Annotated in this window: 17 protein-coding genes; 15 read left to right on the top strand and 2 right to left on the bottom strand. The window is 51.8% G+C overall.

Going from position 1 to position 15,621, the window contains the following annotated elements:
- Positions 1-29: 29 nt before the first annotated feature.
- From T458_RS39705 to ggt, 8 genes are read left to right on the top strand one after another with little or no spacing between them, the layout of a single operon-like run.
- Positions 30-1,595, top strand: a complete 1,566-nt coding sequence (locus tag T458_RS39705) for an ABC transporter substrate-binding protein (protein ID WP_023556622.1) — start codon at positions 30-32, stop codon at positions 1,593-1,595.
- Between the two features lie 39 nt (positions 1,596-1,634).
- Positions 1,635-2,591, top strand: coding sequence for an ABC transporter permease (locus tag T458_RS39700; protein WP_023556621.1), 957 nt, complete (start codon positions 1,635-1,637; stop codon positions 2,589-2,591).
- Complete coding sequence (locus T458_RS39695; protein ID WP_023556620.1) at positions 2,591-3,421, top strand: ABC transporter permease; 831 nt, start codon at positions 2,591-2,593, stop codon at positions 3,419-3,421. The genes T458_RS39700 and T458_RS39695 overlap by 1 nt, the downstream gene beginning before the upstream one ends.
- Positions 3,422-3,439: 18 nt before the next feature.
- Positions 3,440-4,414 (top strand): ABC transporter ATP-binding protein, encoded by a 975-nt coding sequence (locus T458_RS39690; protein WP_023556619.1) that lies wholly within the window; start codon positions 3,440-3,442, stop codon positions 4,412-4,414.
- Positions 4,411-5,400 (top strand): ABC transporter ATP-binding protein, encoded by a 990-nt coding sequence (locus T458_RS39685; protein WP_023556618.1) that lies wholly within the window; start codon positions 4,411-4,413, stop codon positions 5,398-5,400. The genes T458_RS39690 and T458_RS39685 overlap by 4 nt, the downstream gene beginning before the upstream one ends.
- Positions 5,401-5,420: 20 nt before the next feature.
- Entirely contained in the window at positions 5,421-6,002 is a 582-nt protein-coding gene (locus T458_RS39680; RefSeq protein WP_023556617.1) for a chromate transporter, read from the top strand.
- Positions 5,999-6,529 carry a chromate transporter gene (locus tag T458_RS39675; protein ID WP_023556616.1) on the top strand — a complete coding sequence of 177 codons (531 nt, stop codon included), beginning with the start codon at positions 5,999-6,001 and terminating at the stop codon, positions 6,527-6,529. Before T458_RS39680 ends, T458_RS39675 begins: the two co-directional genes overlap by 4 nt.
- Before the next feature lie 30 nt (positions 6,530-6,559).
- Positions 6,560-8,170 (top strand): gamma-glutamyltransferase, encoded by a 1,611-nt coding sequence (gene ggt / locus T458_RS39670; RefSeq protein ID WP_023556615.1) that lies wholly within the window; start codon positions 6,560-6,562, stop codon positions 8,168-8,170.
- A gap of 44 nt (positions 8,171-8,214) precedes the next feature.
- Here ggt and T458_RS39665 read toward each other — a convergent pair whose 3' ends face one another.
- Both T458_RS39665 and T458_RS39660 read right to left on the bottom strand, forming a co-directional pair.
- Positions 8,215-8,541 (bottom strand): thioredoxin family protein, encoded by a 327-nt coding sequence (locus T458_RS39665; protein ID WP_023556614.1) that lies wholly within the window; start codon positions 8,539-8,541, stop codon positions 8,215-8,217.
- Between the two features lie 50 nt (positions 8,542-8,591).
- Entirely contained in the window at positions 8,592-9,113 is a 522-nt protein-coding gene (locus T458_RS39660) for a hypothetical protein (RefSeq protein WP_023556613.1), read from the bottom strand.
- A gap of 230 nt (positions 9,114-9,343) precedes the next feature.
- Between T458_RS39660 and T458_RS39655 the strand changes: the two genes are divergently transcribed.
- The 7 genes from T458_RS39655 to T458_RS0128765 all read left to right on the top strand — a co-directional run bounded on the left by T458_RS39655 (position 9,344) and on the right by T458_RS0128765 (position 15,547).
- Positions 9,344-9,793: a prepilin peptidase gene (locus T458_RS39655; protein ID WP_023556612.1), complete on the top strand. Its 450-nt coding sequence runs from the start codon at positions 9,344-9,346 to the stop codon at positions 9,791-9,793.
- A gap of 192 nt (positions 9,794-9,985) precedes the next feature.
- Positions 9,986-10,831, top strand: coding sequence for a Flp pilus assembly protein CpaB (locus T458_RS57775; protein ID WP_023556611.1), 846 nt, complete (start codon positions 9,986-9,988; stop codon positions 10,829-10,831).
- Positions 10,832-10,834: 3 nt separating this feature from the next.
- Positions 10,835-11,989, top strand: coding sequence for a CpaE/TadZ family protein (locus T458_RS39645; protein ID WP_023556610.1), 1,155 nt, complete (start codon positions 10,835-10,837; stop codon positions 11,987-11,989).
- A gap of 12 nt (positions 11,990-12,001) precedes the next feature.
- Entirely contained in the window at positions 12,002-13,378 is a 1,377-nt protein-coding gene (locus tag T458_RS39640; RefSeq protein WP_023556609.1) for a TadA family conjugal transfer-associated ATPase, read from the top strand.
- Positions 13,356-14,282 (top strand): type II secretion system F family protein, encoded by a 927-nt coding sequence (locus tag T458_RS39635; protein ID WP_023556608.1) that lies wholly within the window; start codon positions 13,356-13,358, stop codon positions 14,280-14,282. The genes T458_RS39640 and T458_RS39635 overlap by 23 nt, the downstream gene beginning before the upstream one ends.
- Before the next feature lie 4 nt (positions 14,283-14,286).
- The gene (locus tag T458_RS39630; protein WP_023556607.1) at positions 14,287-15,225 is read left to right on the top strand and encodes a type II secretion system F family protein; all 939 of its coding nucleotides are present in this window, start codon (positions 14,287-14,289) and stop codon (positions 15,223-15,225) included.
- A 106-nt stretch (positions 15,226-15,331) separates the two neighbouring features.
- On the top strand, positions 15,332-15,547 hold the full coding sequence (locus T458_RS0128765; protein ID WP_035316085.1) for a hypothetical protein: 216 nt from the start codon (positions 15,332-15,334) through the stop codon (positions 15,545-15,547).
- Positions 15,548-15,621: the final 74 nt, after the last annotated feature.

The raw sequence follows: 15,621 nt of genomic DNA, 5'->3' as shown, positions 1-15,621 counted from the left end.
TAGAGACAAATAGAGAGAAGGGGAAGAATATGTTTTCTAAAAAGATGAACAAAGCTTTGTTAAGTGCCGTACTGGGTACAGTTCTGTTGGTGACAGGTTGCGGCGGAAACAGCGCTCCTAGCGACAACAATAATGGCGGTGCAGCTGCTCCGGCGCCATCCGATGAGAAGAAAGTCCTGAATATCGGACTGAAGGCAGATCCGCCTTCGATGGACCCGACGATCTCCACATCGCTGTATGATCGCCAGGTATATGCAAGCCTGTATGACAAGCTGTTCGATATTTCTCCAGATGGAAAAATCGTGCCGATGCTGGTTGATACCTATGAAGTATCCCCAGATGGCAAGACCTATACATTCAAGCTGAAAACAGGCATCAAGTTCCACGATGGCACCGATTTTAATGCAGAAGCCGTCAAATTCAACTTCGATCGCAACATGACAACGGAGAAATCCAAGCGCAAAGGCGATCTGAAATTCGTGGAATCAGTCAGCGTGGTGGACAATGACACCGTGACTGTTCAGTTGACAGAGCCGTTCGCGCCATTCCTCTCCGTTCTGACAGACCGCGCGGGTATGATGGTCTCTCCTACAGCAGCAAAAGAAAAAGGGGACGACTTCCTCAACGCGCCAGTAGGGACAGGCCCATTCGTTTTCGTCAAACAGGTAAAAGGCGACAGCGTCAGCCTGAAAAAGAACGAAAACTACTGGAACGGCGAAGTGAAGCTGGATGAAGTAAACTACAAGGTATTTACAAATGGAACGGCGAAAGTGCAAAATCTGCGTTCCGGCATGCTGGACATCATTGATGACACGCCAACGAAGGAAATCCCGGCGGTCGAAGGCGATTCCAACCTGCAGCTGATCGCAGAATCCGGTATGGGTCACCAAGGCTTGCACCTGAACAATTCCGCTGCTCCATTCGACAACAAATACTTGCGTGCGGCTGTGGATCGCGCCATCGACCGCGAAGCGCTGGTAAAAGTTTTGTTTAACGGCTACGCTGCTCCAGCCCGCACTGCTTTTGCCAAAGGCAACCTGGCCTACAACGAAGAGTTGAACAAGCCTGTAGCCCCAAATGCGGATGAAATCAAAGAGTTGCTTGCCAAAGGCGGAAAGCCGAACGGTTTTGAGTTCAAATTGCTGATCTCCACTTCTCCGGAGAATGAGCAATTGGGTGCAGTTCTGCAAAACATGCTGAAACAACACAACATCAATGTTGTGCTGGAAAAAGTAGAGTATGGTCAAATGCTGGAAGCAGGCAGCAAGGGTGACTTCCAGGCGATGCAACTGGGCTGGTCCGGTCGTCAGGACCCGGATGGCAACGTCCACGATTTCGTCGTGACGGGCAATGGCAACAACTATGGACGCATCAGTGTACCGCAACTGGATGAACTGATTCTGAAAGCTCGCTCAGAGCAGGATGAAAGCAAGCGCAAAGCTCTCTACGATGAAGTCATCAAAGTATCGCAGGACGAAGCTGTCTATGCGTATCTGTACCACCAATACGTATTGATCGGCATGAACAAGAAGGTAACAGGCTTTACGTATGTGCCAGATGGTCTGATCCGCACTGCAACACTGGACAAGCAATAAGCAAGATAAAGTTAACAGCTAGAGCGAGGGGGAATTGTCATGATGTTCATACTTAGACGTCTGTTGTTGACAATCCCGATTCTCCTGCTGGTGTCGATCATGACATTTTCCTTGATCCACATGATCCCGGGCGACCCTGCCCGGGTCATTTTAGGCCAAGAAGCGACACCGGAAGCGTATCAGGCACTGCGTACAGAACTTGGACTGGAAAAGCCGATCGTGGAGCAGTATTTTTCCTGGTTGGGAAAAGTAGTGACGGGAGATTTGGGGATGTCGATCACGGACAGAGTACCGGTCATCGATTTGATCATACAGCGGCTTCCCGCAACGGTGGAATTGACGATCGGGACCTTTCTCGTAGCGATCCTGATTGCCTTTCCCGCGGGAATTCTGGCTGCGGTTCGACGCGGAACCTGGGTTGATTATACGAGTACCTTTGCCGCTTTGGGCGGGATGAGTATCCCCAGCTTCTGGCTGGCGATGATGATGATTATTTTCTTCGCAGTAGAAAATCAATGGCTGCCTTCTTCCGGTTATGTGCCTTTTTCGGAAAATCCGGCGCAAAACCTGATGGCGATGATTCTGCCTTGTGTGGCCACGGGCCTTCGTGAATCTGCTGTACTGATGCGGATGCTGCGTTCCTCCCTGCTGGATGTCGTCAATATGGACTTTATTCGTACCGCAAAAGCAAAGGGCCTGAACGAGGCTCGCACGATTCTGGGGCACGCACTCCGCAATGCAATGGTTCCGGTCATCACGACGTCCGGTCTGATGATTGCTGGTCTCTTGGGCGGTCTGGTCATCACGGAATCGATTTTCTCCATTCCTGGCTTCGGACGTTTGATCGTCGAATCTGTTTTCAAACGTGACTATGTCACCGTGCAGGGAGCGATCCTCGTCTCGGCGATGCTGGTCGTGCTTGTCAATCTGGTCGTCGACATCCTGTACGCAGTCATCGACCCACGGATCAAGTCCGGGAAAGGAGCGGGCGAATAATGAAAACCTTTCGCAAATTTCTTCGCAACGGATTGGGTCTGATCGGAGCTTTGATCATTTTGACACTGATTGTTGTCGCCATCTTCGCTCCACAAATCGCCCCGTTCGATCCGAATGAACAAGATTACAGCAAGATTTTACTGCCTCCTGGCGATGAGCACTGGTTTGGTACGGATGATCTAGGACGGGATATTTTCTCACGCGTTGTATACGGTGCACGCATTTCGATTCAGGCGGCACTCATTTCTGTCGGAATCGCCATGCTGATCGGCGTGCCGATCGGCCTGTTATCCGGCTATTATCGAGGATTCTGGGACGAGTGGATCGTCATGCGTTCGGTGGATGCGATGCAGGCGTTTCCGTTTTTGATCCTGGCTTTGGCCATCTCCGCTGTGCTGGGCTCCGGCTTCGGGAATGCGATGCTGGCGATCGGGATCGGCTTTTCGCCGGCGTTTGTCCGTATCACACGCGGTCAAGTATTGTCCTTGCGCAACATGGAGTACATCCAGGCAGCGCGCTCCGTCGGGGTGAAAGACGCACGCATCATTTTTCGTCACATCCTGCCGAACGCGATGAATCCGATCATGATTCAGGCGACTTTGGCGATGGCTTCGGGGATTATCGCGGAAGCTTCCCTCTCTTATCTGGGTCTGGGGGTACAGCCGCCGACGCCTTCTTGGGGCAGTATGCTGAACCATGCGCAAAGCTTGATGTCGATTGCGCCTTACGCGACTTTTTACCCAGGTATTGCCATCTTCCTGGTGGTTTTGGGCTTCAACTTATTAGGTGATGGACTTCAGCAGGTATTGGACCCGCGGTCGCGTAAATAGAATAAGGGAGTGGAGCAGATGACGACGATCTTGGAAGTTGAACAACTGAGAACCCGGTTTCGCACGGACAATGGTGTCGTCAGTGTCGTTGACGGCGTCGACTTCTCCATCCGTGCCGGCGAAACGCTAGGCGTCGTGGGCGAATCAGGCTGCGGAAAAAGCGTCACTAGCCTTTCGATCATGCGACTATTGCCCCCCAACGGAAGTTCGGGAGGCAGCATTCGTTTCAACGGCAAGAATGTGTTGGAGCTGTCGGAAAAAGAAATGCAAACCGTGCGTGGAAATGAAATCGCGATGATTTTTCAGGAACCGATGACATCGCTCAATCCACTGCATACGGTAGGCAAACAAATCGAAGAAGCGGTCATGCTGCATACCAAGGTAAGCCGCGCACAGGCGAAAGAACGCGCGATTGCCATGTTGAAAGCAGTAGGAATGCCGCGTGCTGAGGAAATTTACGGAGAATTCCCGCATCAGTTGTCAGGCGGTATGCGTCAGCGTGTGATGATTGCCATGGCGATGTCTTGTGATCCCAAGCTGATCATCGCGGATGAGCCTACTACAGCGCTGGATGTAACGATTCAGGCGCAAATTCTTGATTTGATGCGTAATCTGAAAGAAAAAACAGGTACTTCCATCATGCTGATCACGCATGACCTGGGTGTAGTAGCCGAGATGTGCGACCGGGTCATTGTCATGTACGCCGGTCAGGTGGTGGAAGAGACGGATGTCGAGACCTTGTTTGAAGATCCCAAGCATCCGTACACGATCGGATTGATGAATTCGATCCCGGATCTGGAGAACGAACGTGAGTATCTGGAGACGATCCCTGGTTCCGTGCCATTGGCTCACCAGATGCCCACAGGCTGCCGCTTTGCTCCCCGCTGCACCAAGGCCATGCCGATCTGTGAGGAAAAAGCGCCGGACTTGTTGCAACTGGAAGGGCATAAATGCCGCTGCTGGTTGTACGCAGAGGAGGGGGAACAGGCATGACGACACCTCTATTGGAAGTGAAGGGGTTGCAGCAGCATTTTCCGATCAAGGGCGGATTCCTGAAGAAGACGACCGGGTATGTAAAAGCGGTGGACGGGATTGACCTGCAGGTATTCCCAGGTGAAACACTGGGGATTGTAGGGGAATCTGGTTGTGGAAAATCGACGACAGGACGTACCATTCTCCGTCTGCTGGAGCCGACTTCAGGGGAAGTATGGTTTGATGGTAAAGACCTGGCGAAACTGCCTAAAGAAGATATGCGCCGTATGCGCAAGGACTTGCAGATGATCTTCCAAGATCCTTACGCGTCACTGAATCCACGAATGACCATCAAGCAGATTTTGATGGAATCGCTGATGGTCCACAATATCGGCACACCTGCGGAACGATTGAAAACGATCGAGGAAATCATCGAGATCGTAGGACTCAGAAAAGAGCATTTGAACCGTCACCCGCATGATTTCTCCGGGGGACAACGCCAGCGGATCGGGATTGCCCGCGCGCTGGTCGTCAAGCCGAAGCTGATCATCGCGGATGAACCTGTATCTGCGCTTGACGTATCGATTCAATCGCAAGTACTGAATTTGCTCAAAGATCTGCGAAAAGAGTTTAATCTGACTCTCATGTTTATTTCGCATGATCTCTCCGTTGTCAAACATCTCTGCGATCGCATCGCCGTTATGTATTTGGGACGTATTGTAGAAATTGCCGACAAGCGCACTTTGTTTGAAAATCCGAGCCATCCGTATACGCGGGCATTGCTGTCTGCAGTACCGGTGGCCAAACCAAGACAAAAGCGGGAGCGGATCCTACTGACGGGCGATTTGCCAAGCCCTGCTAACCCGCCCAGTGGTTGTACCTTTCACCCGCGTTGTCCATACGCAACGGATATTTGCAAATCGAAGGTACCGAGCCTGTCTGACATCGGAGCTGGCCAGTTAGTCTCTTGTCACCTGGTTCAATCGGGAGAGCTGCTTAGCAAGTAGGGTCAGGATGGAGGTACAGTATGGTTTATTGGCAGTTGTTTGTCGCTTTTTTTCGTATCGGAATTTTTGGTTTTGGAGGGGGACCAACGATGGTTCCTCTGTTTCATACAGAATGCGTGAAGAAATACAAATGGGTTACGGATGACGATTTTGCGGACAATCTGGCTCTGGGTAATGCCTTGCCCGGTCCGATTGCGACCAAGCTTGCCGCGTACATCGGTTACCGGGTAAAAGGCTGGAAGGGCGCGCTCGTAGCGAATATCGCAGTGGTCATGCCTGTGGTGTTGCTGATGATCGGGCTTCTGCAGGTCATCTATCGCTATAAAGACGCCCCAGGTGTGTACGGCATGATTCAGGCAATCGGTCCAGTGATTGCGGTCATGACCGGGGTTATGACCTGGGAGTTCCTGCAAAAGGGCTGGCAGGGAGCATCTACGAAAACTGGTGCCAGCATCAGTCTTGCCCTGTCGGTCCTGGCGTTGATCATCCTGGATCTGCATCCGGGACTCGTCGTCGGAATCGCGCTTCTCTTCTCGTTTGCTTATACAACCTGGTCTATCCGGAAACGGAAGAAAAAGGACAGCGAGGAGGGGGCGGCATGATTTATCTGCAATTGTTTTGGGCCTTCTTTATCGCCAATACACTCGGGTACGGCGGTGGTCCTCCGAGTATTCCGCTTATTCAGAATGAAGTAGTCGATGTATACGGGTGGATGTCCGTTCAGGAATTCGGGGAAGTGCTGGCTGTTGCCAACGCGTTGCCGAGCCCGATCGGAACGAAGCTGGCTGGTTATATCGGCTATCAAGTAGCGGGAGTGCCGGGCGCTGCGGTCGCTTTGATCGCTACGGTCGCTCCAACGGCTATTGCGATGATTTTGCTGCTTCAATTTATTCATCTTTTCCGCAAGGCGCCACAAGTAAAAGCGATGACCCAATCTGTTCGTCCGGTAGTAACCGTGCTGTTGGGAACCCTGACATATCAGTTCCTGCTGGGGGCCGTCGAAGGCATCGGCTGGATGCAGACAGGGATTTTGAGCGTAGCTTCTTTTTTACTTTTGGAGACGTGGAAGGTGCATCCTGCACTGGTCATCATCGTTTCGATGGCGTACGGCTTCTTTTTTATTGGATAGGATCTCACTAGAAAACTGGGGGTACACAAGATGACGCAATTCGATGCACACGAATACCCGTACGCATCCCGGCGTATGACGACTTTTGCAAAGAATGGCATGGTTGCCACTTCTCAACCGCTGGCTGCACAGGCAGGTTTGGATATATTGAAGAAAGGCGGAAATGCCGTTGACGCAGCGATCGCGACCGCTGCTTGCCTGACGGTCGTGGAGCCGACATCCAACGGAATTGGCGGAGATGCTTTTGCACTGGTTTGGATAAAAGACGAGTTGTATGGTCTCAATGCAAGCGGTCCTTCTCCGCAAAGCATTTCCATCGACGCTGTGAAAGCCAAAGGGCATGAAGAAATGCCAGTGCTGGGATGGACTCCGGTAACGGTACCGGGTGCGCCGGGCGCTTGGGCGGCATTGTCGAAGCGCTTTGGCCGCTTGCCTTTGACCGAAGTGCTCAAACCAGCTATCGAATATGCGGAGAATGGCTACCCGCTCTCCCCGACGCTGGCTTTCTACTGGAACCAGGCCTATAAAAAATTTAAAAAATCATGCACGGGTGCAGAATTTGAGCATTGGTTCAAGACCTTTGCCCCTGACGGACATGTCCCCAAGGCGGGCGAGATCTGGAAATCGCCTGCACATGCCCAAACCTTGCGCCTCATCGCTGAGACGAATGCAGAGAGCTTCTATCGCGGTGAATTGGCTGAAAAAATCGACGCATTCTCCCGCGAGTGCGGCGGCTTCCTGACCAAAGAGGATTTGGCTGCTTACCAGCCGGAGTGGGTGGAGCCAATCAGCGTCAACTACCGCGGCTATGACGTGTGGGAAATCCCGCCGAACGGTCAAGGTATGGTCGCGCTGATGGCATTGAACATCATGAAAGGGTTCGACGTCACTGCGAAGGATTCGATCGATACGTATCACAAGCAGATTGAAGCGATGAAGCTTGCCTTTACGGATGGCATGCATTACATTACCGAGCCGAAACAAATGGGTGTAACGGTTGAGGAGCTGCTCTCCGACGAGTATGCTGCCGCCAGACGTTCCCTGATTGGAGACGAGGCCTTGACACCAGAGCCGGGCAAACCGAACGGAAGCGGTACCGTCTACCTGTCCACGGCAGACAATGAAGGCAACATGGTATCCTTCATCCAGAGCAACTACATGGGCTTCGGCTCCGGTGTCGTGATTCCGGATACAGGTATTGCGATGCAGAACCGTGGTCACAACTTCTCGCTGAATCCTGAGCACTATAATCGTTTGGAGCCGGGCAAACGGACGTATCATACCATTATTCCAGGCTTCCTGACGAAGGATGGAAAAGCTGTAGGACCATTCGGGGTGATGGGCGGGTTCATGCAGCCGCAAGGACATATGCAGGTCGTCATGAACACGGTAGACTTCCATCTCAATCCGCAATCGGCTCTTGATGCGCCGCGCTGGCAGTGGCTCGAGGGCAAGACCGTAGAACTGGAGCGCCACTTCCCTGAGCATTTGGCTCTGGCGCTGCAGCGAAAAGGTCATGACATTAAATGGGCCCAGCCGGGAAATTACTTTGGCCGTGGTCAGATCATCTGGCGAAACGAGCATGGGGTACTGGTTGGAGGTACCGATATGCGTACGGACGGTTGCATCGCAGCCTGGTAATGTTCTTGATGAAAAGTGAAAAGGTGTCCACCTGAGTAGGTTCCCTACTCGGTGGACACCTTTTTTGCTCTGTGCAAGGCATTTTCCAACTCGCCAAACACGACAATTCGCGATTGGCGATGTACCTCTTTTCCCTCCATGAACAGCAGGATGGTGGGGGCGGTAAAGACAAGCCATTCTCCCGCGAGTGAAGGCGTATCTTCGATAGAGACCACCCCGGCCGGTATTTCCGGGTAGGATTGCAGCAGTTGGACGGTTTTCTCCAAGGTTGCGTCGCATACCCCGCAGTTCGCCATTTTTATGAACAAAAGGCTTACTGGATTTGTTTCGACATGATCCTTGACTTCGGACAACAGTGTTAGCTTTTTCATGAGTGTGAATGCCTCCTGGTGCACTTTGCAAAAGGGAGTCGAGTGCGCTGCTATAAGCGGGTGTCGCTCTGCTTTTTACGAATCAAGATAAATCCTCCGCAAACGATGAGAATCATCCCCAAGATTCCTCCGAATTGGGTCGACAAGAGGTTTGACGCCAGAAAGATGAACGCGACGACGGTCAATAGGGAGATGGGAATCAACAAGGCGTGTTTGCGTCCGCCGAAGATGTACAGCTCAAAAAGACCCACGGCAGGGCCCAAGAGGAATACGGGCCAGGTCTTGCTCATGTCTCCGTCCAGCAACAGGGCGCTGAAAAAGAACAGGGGCGCGTAGACCAGCAGGATGCCGCCGGGTACGAGAAGGCCTGCTCGCTTGGGCTGCGGATTCATGAAAAACATCAGATGAAAACCAATCCCCGGAATCAACAGAAACGCGGGCCAGAGGACGTCCATCTTCATTTCCAGGCCACTGTAGGTCGCCAATACAAAGAGTGTGCCTATTCCAATCAAAACATAACCCATCATATCCTTCATCCAAAAGAATCCCTTTACCTCAATCTTCCATTCCATATTCTCCAGTCTAACACAGTCCAGAGTTCAGGTGATCCGTCTGGGGACGGACCATATAGCGCAAAGTGCTCGGATAAGGCGTTACTCCCAGCCAGACGGACAGGCTGCCTGTGAAAAGTCCTTGTTCCTGAGAAAAAAATCCAATATTTTTTGTCCCATTGCAACAAAATATGCCAATTGTCCGTCTGTGAGTTTGACGTCATAACCCAAATGTAGGAAGGAGGATGTGTTTGCTGACAGCCTACGTCTTCATTCCCATGCTGATCATCATGGGGGTTGCCGTCTACACCGATTTGCGCAGCAAGATGATTTACGACTGGGTTACCTTGCCTGGAATTGCTTACTTTTTGCTTTACCATGCGTTTGTCCATACCGACCGATGGTTTTCGTTCGTACTAGGCGTCGTCGTACTTGGAGGAATCACGCTCGTCATGGCTGTCATAAGCAGAGGGCAATTAGGCGGAGGAGATATCAAGCTGTTTGCGGTCGTGGGAGCGGCACTGGGGTGGCAGGCTGGCCTGCTCGTCATGGGACTAACTTACCTCCTCGCGGGACTCTGCGTGATCCCGATCTGGATTGCGGCCAAAGTCATGAAGAGGAGCAACAAACAGGAGATCCCCATGGCCCCGTATATCGCTTCTGGAACGATGTTTTTGATGATGGTTTCCTTCTATTACTAAGCACATAGAACGGGCATCCAGTAGGAAAACTGGAGGATCTGTAGGGGTTTCGTTTGGGACTTTTACCTTATTTTACCATCTTAACTAAAAATTTACGGTAAATGTGGCGATTTTTGCAGGTTAATCATGTAAAATTTCTTGTGGCTCCACCCTATAAACAAAAGCGTTTACCTAAGGAGAGGGAATCATCGCATGCTTGAATCCAAGCGTAGAGCCATTATTTTTCTGGCGCTATCCATATTGCTGGCGGCAGGAGCAGGCTTTTTGTTTTTAAAGAAAATCAAGGATCTGAATGCACAACTGGGTGAAATGGTGGAAATCTACGTGGCGAATACGGATATTGCATCCCGCGCCTTGATTCAACCGGACCAGATCACCACAAGAGAAATTCCGAAGAAGTTTGCAGATGATTCGTATATTACGGATAAAGCAAGCTTGAAAAACCAAGTTACCGTCGTTCCTTTGTCAAAAGGCAACATCATCACGAAAAACATCATCAAGCCGGCTACAACGGTACGAGATCAGAACAATCGTCTCGTCACGGTATACGCCTCGGGAAAAATCGTTTTCGATCAGCAGCTGGAGGCCTTGGACCGGGTGGATATCATCGTCTCTCATAATGACAATGGCAAACCTGCCACAGAGGTGTTCATGAAGGATGTGCCCGTCGCTATGGTCGCCAAATCGGATGATCAATTTCGCGGCGTCGCGCTGGAGATGCCATTTGAGCAAGTACCGATCTTTATCCATCAGCAGCACTATGCACAGGTCATGAGGATTCTGAAATCGAACGTCGGGAAGGGAGAATTGGGCATACCCGAGCCGTTCTCCGAGAAGCCGTCCGGGGAAGGGGCTCCACCGACAGAAGGGTCTCCTGAAAGCCAGCAGCCTGCGACGCCTCCTGCTGCACCAGCAACACCGGCAACACCTGGAACGCAGACACCTCCTACAGCGCCTGTCCCTGGTCAGCAACCACCGCCGGCACAGACCCCCGCGGCAGGGACTCCATCACCACCAGTTTCAAATCCAGGAGGCTAATGTATGAACACCGATATGAAGATACTCGTGGTCGCCGATTATGATTCCATTCAGAATCTGCTGCGCGAATCGCTTGCGCAGCGAAACGTCCACTATACGACTTCGCATGAAGTGAAGAAGGAGATCGACAGGATCGCGCCTGATGTCGTGTTGCTCGTCCAACCCGAGGATGGCACAGGGGTGGAGCTGGTTCAGTATATCCAGGGAGAACTCCCGGAAGGCATTATCATCTTTTTGACAGAGAAGCAGGACTTTGCCCTGGTGCGCGATGTCATCCGAGCAGGGGCCATCGAATACATCCTGATGCCGGACGAACTGACGCTGTTGACGGATCGCTTGGAGAAAATCGCAGAGCTGGAGCAGCATCAGCAGCGCAAAAAAGGGACTGTAGCTACCGGAAAGGCATTCGTCAGAGGACGGGGAAAGGTCTATTCCTTTTACAGCGGAAAGGGAGGGAGCGGCCGTACCCAGATGGCCACCGGTTTTGCGCAATCACTCAAGCTGGAATCGACCGCACGAGTACTGCTGATCGATCTGAACCTGCAATACGGTGGAGTAGAGACCTTCTTCTCGCTCGACAGCACGAGGACTTTGGCTGATCTGGTTCCTGTGATAAACGAGATGAATGAAAACCATATACGCAATGTGTCGCAGCGTGAGACCCATTCCAAGCTGGAAGTGCTGGTTAGCCCGCGCGATGCGGAAACGGCAGAAAATATATCTGAGGAATTCATTACGCGGCTGATCCGCGCCAGTCGTCGCAGCTATGATTTTGTCATCCTGGATCTGCCTTCCTACATGAACGAACTTACGTATTCGGCGCTTGAGGAGTCGGATATCATCTATTACGTCATGAATTTGGATACGCCGTCGGTGCAGACGTACAGACTGGTGGAAGATCTGTTCAGAAGATTGCGAATCGACACACAAGGAAGGCTTGAAATCGTCGTCAACAAGGTCGGCAGGGACAATGAACTGAACGTCTCCGATCTGAAAGGACTGATTCAAACCCCGATCACAGCCGAAATTTGCCGCGATCATCGCGGCGTACAGGCAGCAGTCAATCAAGGACAGCCGTTGCAACGAGAAGCCAATGAAAAAAAGCTTTCCGCCGCTGCCAAAGATATTCGCAAATGGGTACTTTCCAAGCTGTCATAGGAGGCGAAGGACATGGCATTATTTCGACGCAAAGAAGAACAGCCCGCAAAGCCTGACAACGACGCCCGTCCACTCGCAGCTCCTGCTTACCATAATCCGTACATCGACGAACTGGCGGATCACTATAAAGCGAGACTGTTGCGCGAGACCAATCTGGATCGTCTGACCAGCTTGTCTCCGGGAGAAATGCGACTGGCGATTGAACGCATGGTGTCCCAGTACATGTCAGAAGAAAAGGTCGTCATTCCCCGCACGGAAAAGGAATTGCTGCTGACCAGACTGATCAATGAGTCCGTCGGCTTGGGACCTTTGGAGCCATTGTTGGCAGATCCTGAGATTACGGAGATTTCCATCAACGGGCACAAGGAAGTGTATATCGAGAAAAAGGGACGACTGGAGCTGACGGATTTGAAATTCCGGGACGAGGAGCATCTTCGCCATATCGTCGACCGGATCGTAGCCCCGCTCGGGCGAAGAATCGACGAAAGCTCGCCGATGGTGGATGCCCGTCTCAAGGACGGCAGCCGTGTAAACGCCGTAATTCCTCCTGTCAGCCTGAACGGAACGCTCGTCTCGATCCGGAAATTCCGCAAAGAACCTTACTCGATGCAGGACTTGATGAATTTTAATGCCTTTGACAACAGAATGGCGTTTTTCCTCGAATCAGTCGTCAAGGCGAAGATGAACGTGCTGATCTCGGGAGGGACGGGAAGCGGGAAGACGACCCTGCTCAACGCCGCCTCCAAAGCCATTCCGTTGTTCGAACGCGTCATCACCATTGAGGACTCGGCGGAGCTGAAGCTGGATCGACCCAATTGCGTGGGACTGGAAGCGCGTCCCCCCAACATGGAGGGCAAGGGAGAGATCACGATTCGCCACCTGGTCCGCAACTCTCTGCGGATGCGTCCCGACCGTATCATCGTCGGGGAGGTTCGCGGCGCTGAGGCATTCGACATGCTGCAAGCCATGAACACGGGTCACGAAGGCTCCTTGACTACGGTGCATGCCAACACCCCGCAAGATGCATTCAACCGCTTGGAGGGGATGGTCATCATGGCCGGGATGGAATTGCCTTCTTCGGTCATACGCGAATACATCGTCAGTGCTCTCGACATCATCGTCCAGGTAACGCGCCTCTCGGACGGGACGAGGAAGATGGTCTCGATCTCGGAGGTTTACACAGGGCCTGACAAACAGATTGAGGTCAATGAGATTTTCCGTTTTCAACGCATTGGAATGGGCAAGACCGGAGAGGTGCTCGGCTATTTTACGCCGACAGGCATGATCCCGCGCTGCCTGGACCGATTGCGGACCTTCGGCATCGAAATCGACGAATCCCTGTTCAAGTCTGCGGAGGTGAAAAGGCGTGAGCATCTCCATCCTATTTAGTCTATCCGTCCTGCTCGGCATCTGGGGCATCTATGAATACCTGGGGTACCGGGCGAAGAAGACGGAGTGGAAGAAGCGTGCGGAGGAATGGTACGACGTCAAAGCGCAGCGCCGAAGCTTTCTGTCCGACTGGGGGGATCGCTTCGACCGCACGCCTCATGCCCAAGAGATTCATGGCAAGCTGATTAAGGCCAATATTTCTCTGGCTCCCTCGGAGTATTACGGAATCATGCTGATTGGTTCGTTTGGATTGGCATTCTTCCTAAACAATGTTGTCGGATTGAAATTTCCTTACAACCTGCTCATTGGTGCAGCCAGTATGTACATGATCCAAAACCTGCTGTTCATCATCCGTCGCAACAAATATCAGGAGCGGATGAACGATCAGCTCTCAGATGTATGCCGACTGCTCGCCAACTCGCTGCGTGCCGGGCTTACCCTCACACAGGGGATTGAGCTGGTGGCGCGAGAAATCCCCCAACCGGCCGGCATGGAATTCAAACGCATGGCGCGGGAACTGCAATTGGGCGTCGGTTTTGACAAAGCGCTGATGGATATGGAAAAGCGCATTCCGACGAGAGATTTTCGCATATTTGCAGCGACCCTGTACATTCAGCGGAGGGCAGGAGGAAATCTCAGCGAGGTCTTGCAGGAGATGGCTGAGACGCTGGAGGATCGGCGCATCGTCAATCAGGAGATCAAGACGATGACGGCCGAGCAGCGCTACGTCTCCATCCTGGTGCCGATCATGCCGATCGCTTTGGTGCTGATGATGAACACAATCAACAAAGGTTTTATCGACCCGTTGTTCTCCGGTTTTGGCCTGGTTTTGCTAGGGGTATTTATCGTCGGGACGATCCTGTCCTACGTCCTGGTCAAAAAAGTGACCAACATAAAGGTGTGAGAAGATGGACGCTTGGATCCTTACCTGTCTGTTTTTGTTCCTGTTATTTTTTATCATTTTCCTGAAGGAATTTTATCGCTATTCAATCGAGAAGGAAAAACTGATCAACCACGTGCATGAAACAACCGGCACGCGAGGCTATAAAGTACGCAAGCGGGAGACAGCATCCGAGAAGTGGATCAAAAAGCTGCTTGCCTACAGTGACGACTACTCCGCGCTCGGTCAACGCATCAATTTTTTCAGTGAGTCGCATGAGGTGGAGGAATGGCTGCTGAAGGCAGGGCGTCCGTACGATTTGAGTGTCGAGCGGTTTCAGGGCACGAAGATCTTCCTCGCTTTGCTTGGAGGGATTGTCGGGATTGTCTTGTTTATCCTGGGCTTCCCCTTTGCCACCTACGGACTGATTGTCTGGCCATTGGTCGGTTATTTCCTGCCGATTGTCCTGTTGAAAAATCGGGCGAAGGAACGGCAAAACCAGATTCGCTACGATCTGCCGGAATTTCTGGATACCGTGAGTGTTACCTTGCAGGCTGGGGTCAGCCTGGATCAATCACTGCGCGCGGTCATGCAGTTTTTCCAGGGGCCTATCCAAGAGGAATTCTCTCGGTTCAATCAAGAGCTGGATTTGGGAGTCCCCCGCGAAAAGGCGTATGAGCAGCTGCTGCGCCGCAATGACAACCCTGAGTTTCAGATGCTGATCAAGGCGTTGATTCAGGGCATGCGTTTGGGAGTTCCGATTGCCGTCACGTTCAAGATTCAGTCCGAAAACATGCGCCGCATTCGCAAAGAGCTGATCAAGGAAAAGGCGGCAAAGGCTTCTCCTAAAGTAACGCTGATCACGACGTTTGTTGTAGCGCCCACAGCTATTGCCTTGATTGGCGGGCTGATGGTTCTCAATATTTTGGAGAACACGTCGATGCTGTCTGACATGGTCTCTAAATAAGATTTTAAGTGGAGAGGAGGTGATGCCCCTCATCAGGATGAGCAATAGTGGATAACAGCAATTCGTATATTTTTCATTTTTAAAACCATGAGGGGAGTAATGAAATATGATGACAAACGCTATTCAAAAAATCTATGCAAAAACAATGGTTTCCTTGAACAACGAGAGAGGTGCGCAAGCGATCGAGTGGATCGCCCTGGCAGGGGTTATCCTGGCCATTTTTGCCGCGATTCAAGGGTTCTTTAAAGACGATGAAGTCGTGGGTGGTGCAGTTTCCCAGACTCTGTCCAACATCATCAAAGGCATCAGCAAGGGAGAATAAGGCCGGGTGCGCTGGCATGCAGGCATCTGTAATGCCAGCTTTTTTACATAATAAGAGCTTTTAAAAGAGGGGGA

Origin of the sequence: Brevibacillus panacihumi W25 (assembly GCF_000503775.1) — a bacterium.
GTDB classification, from domain to species: domain Bacteria; phylum Bacillota; class Bacilli; order Brevibacillales; family Brevibacillaceae; genus Brevibacillus; species Brevibacillus panacihumi_A.
The sequence above is the reverse complement of the archived record's forward strand: the minus strand, read 5'-3'. Positions and strand labels throughout refer to the sequence as shown.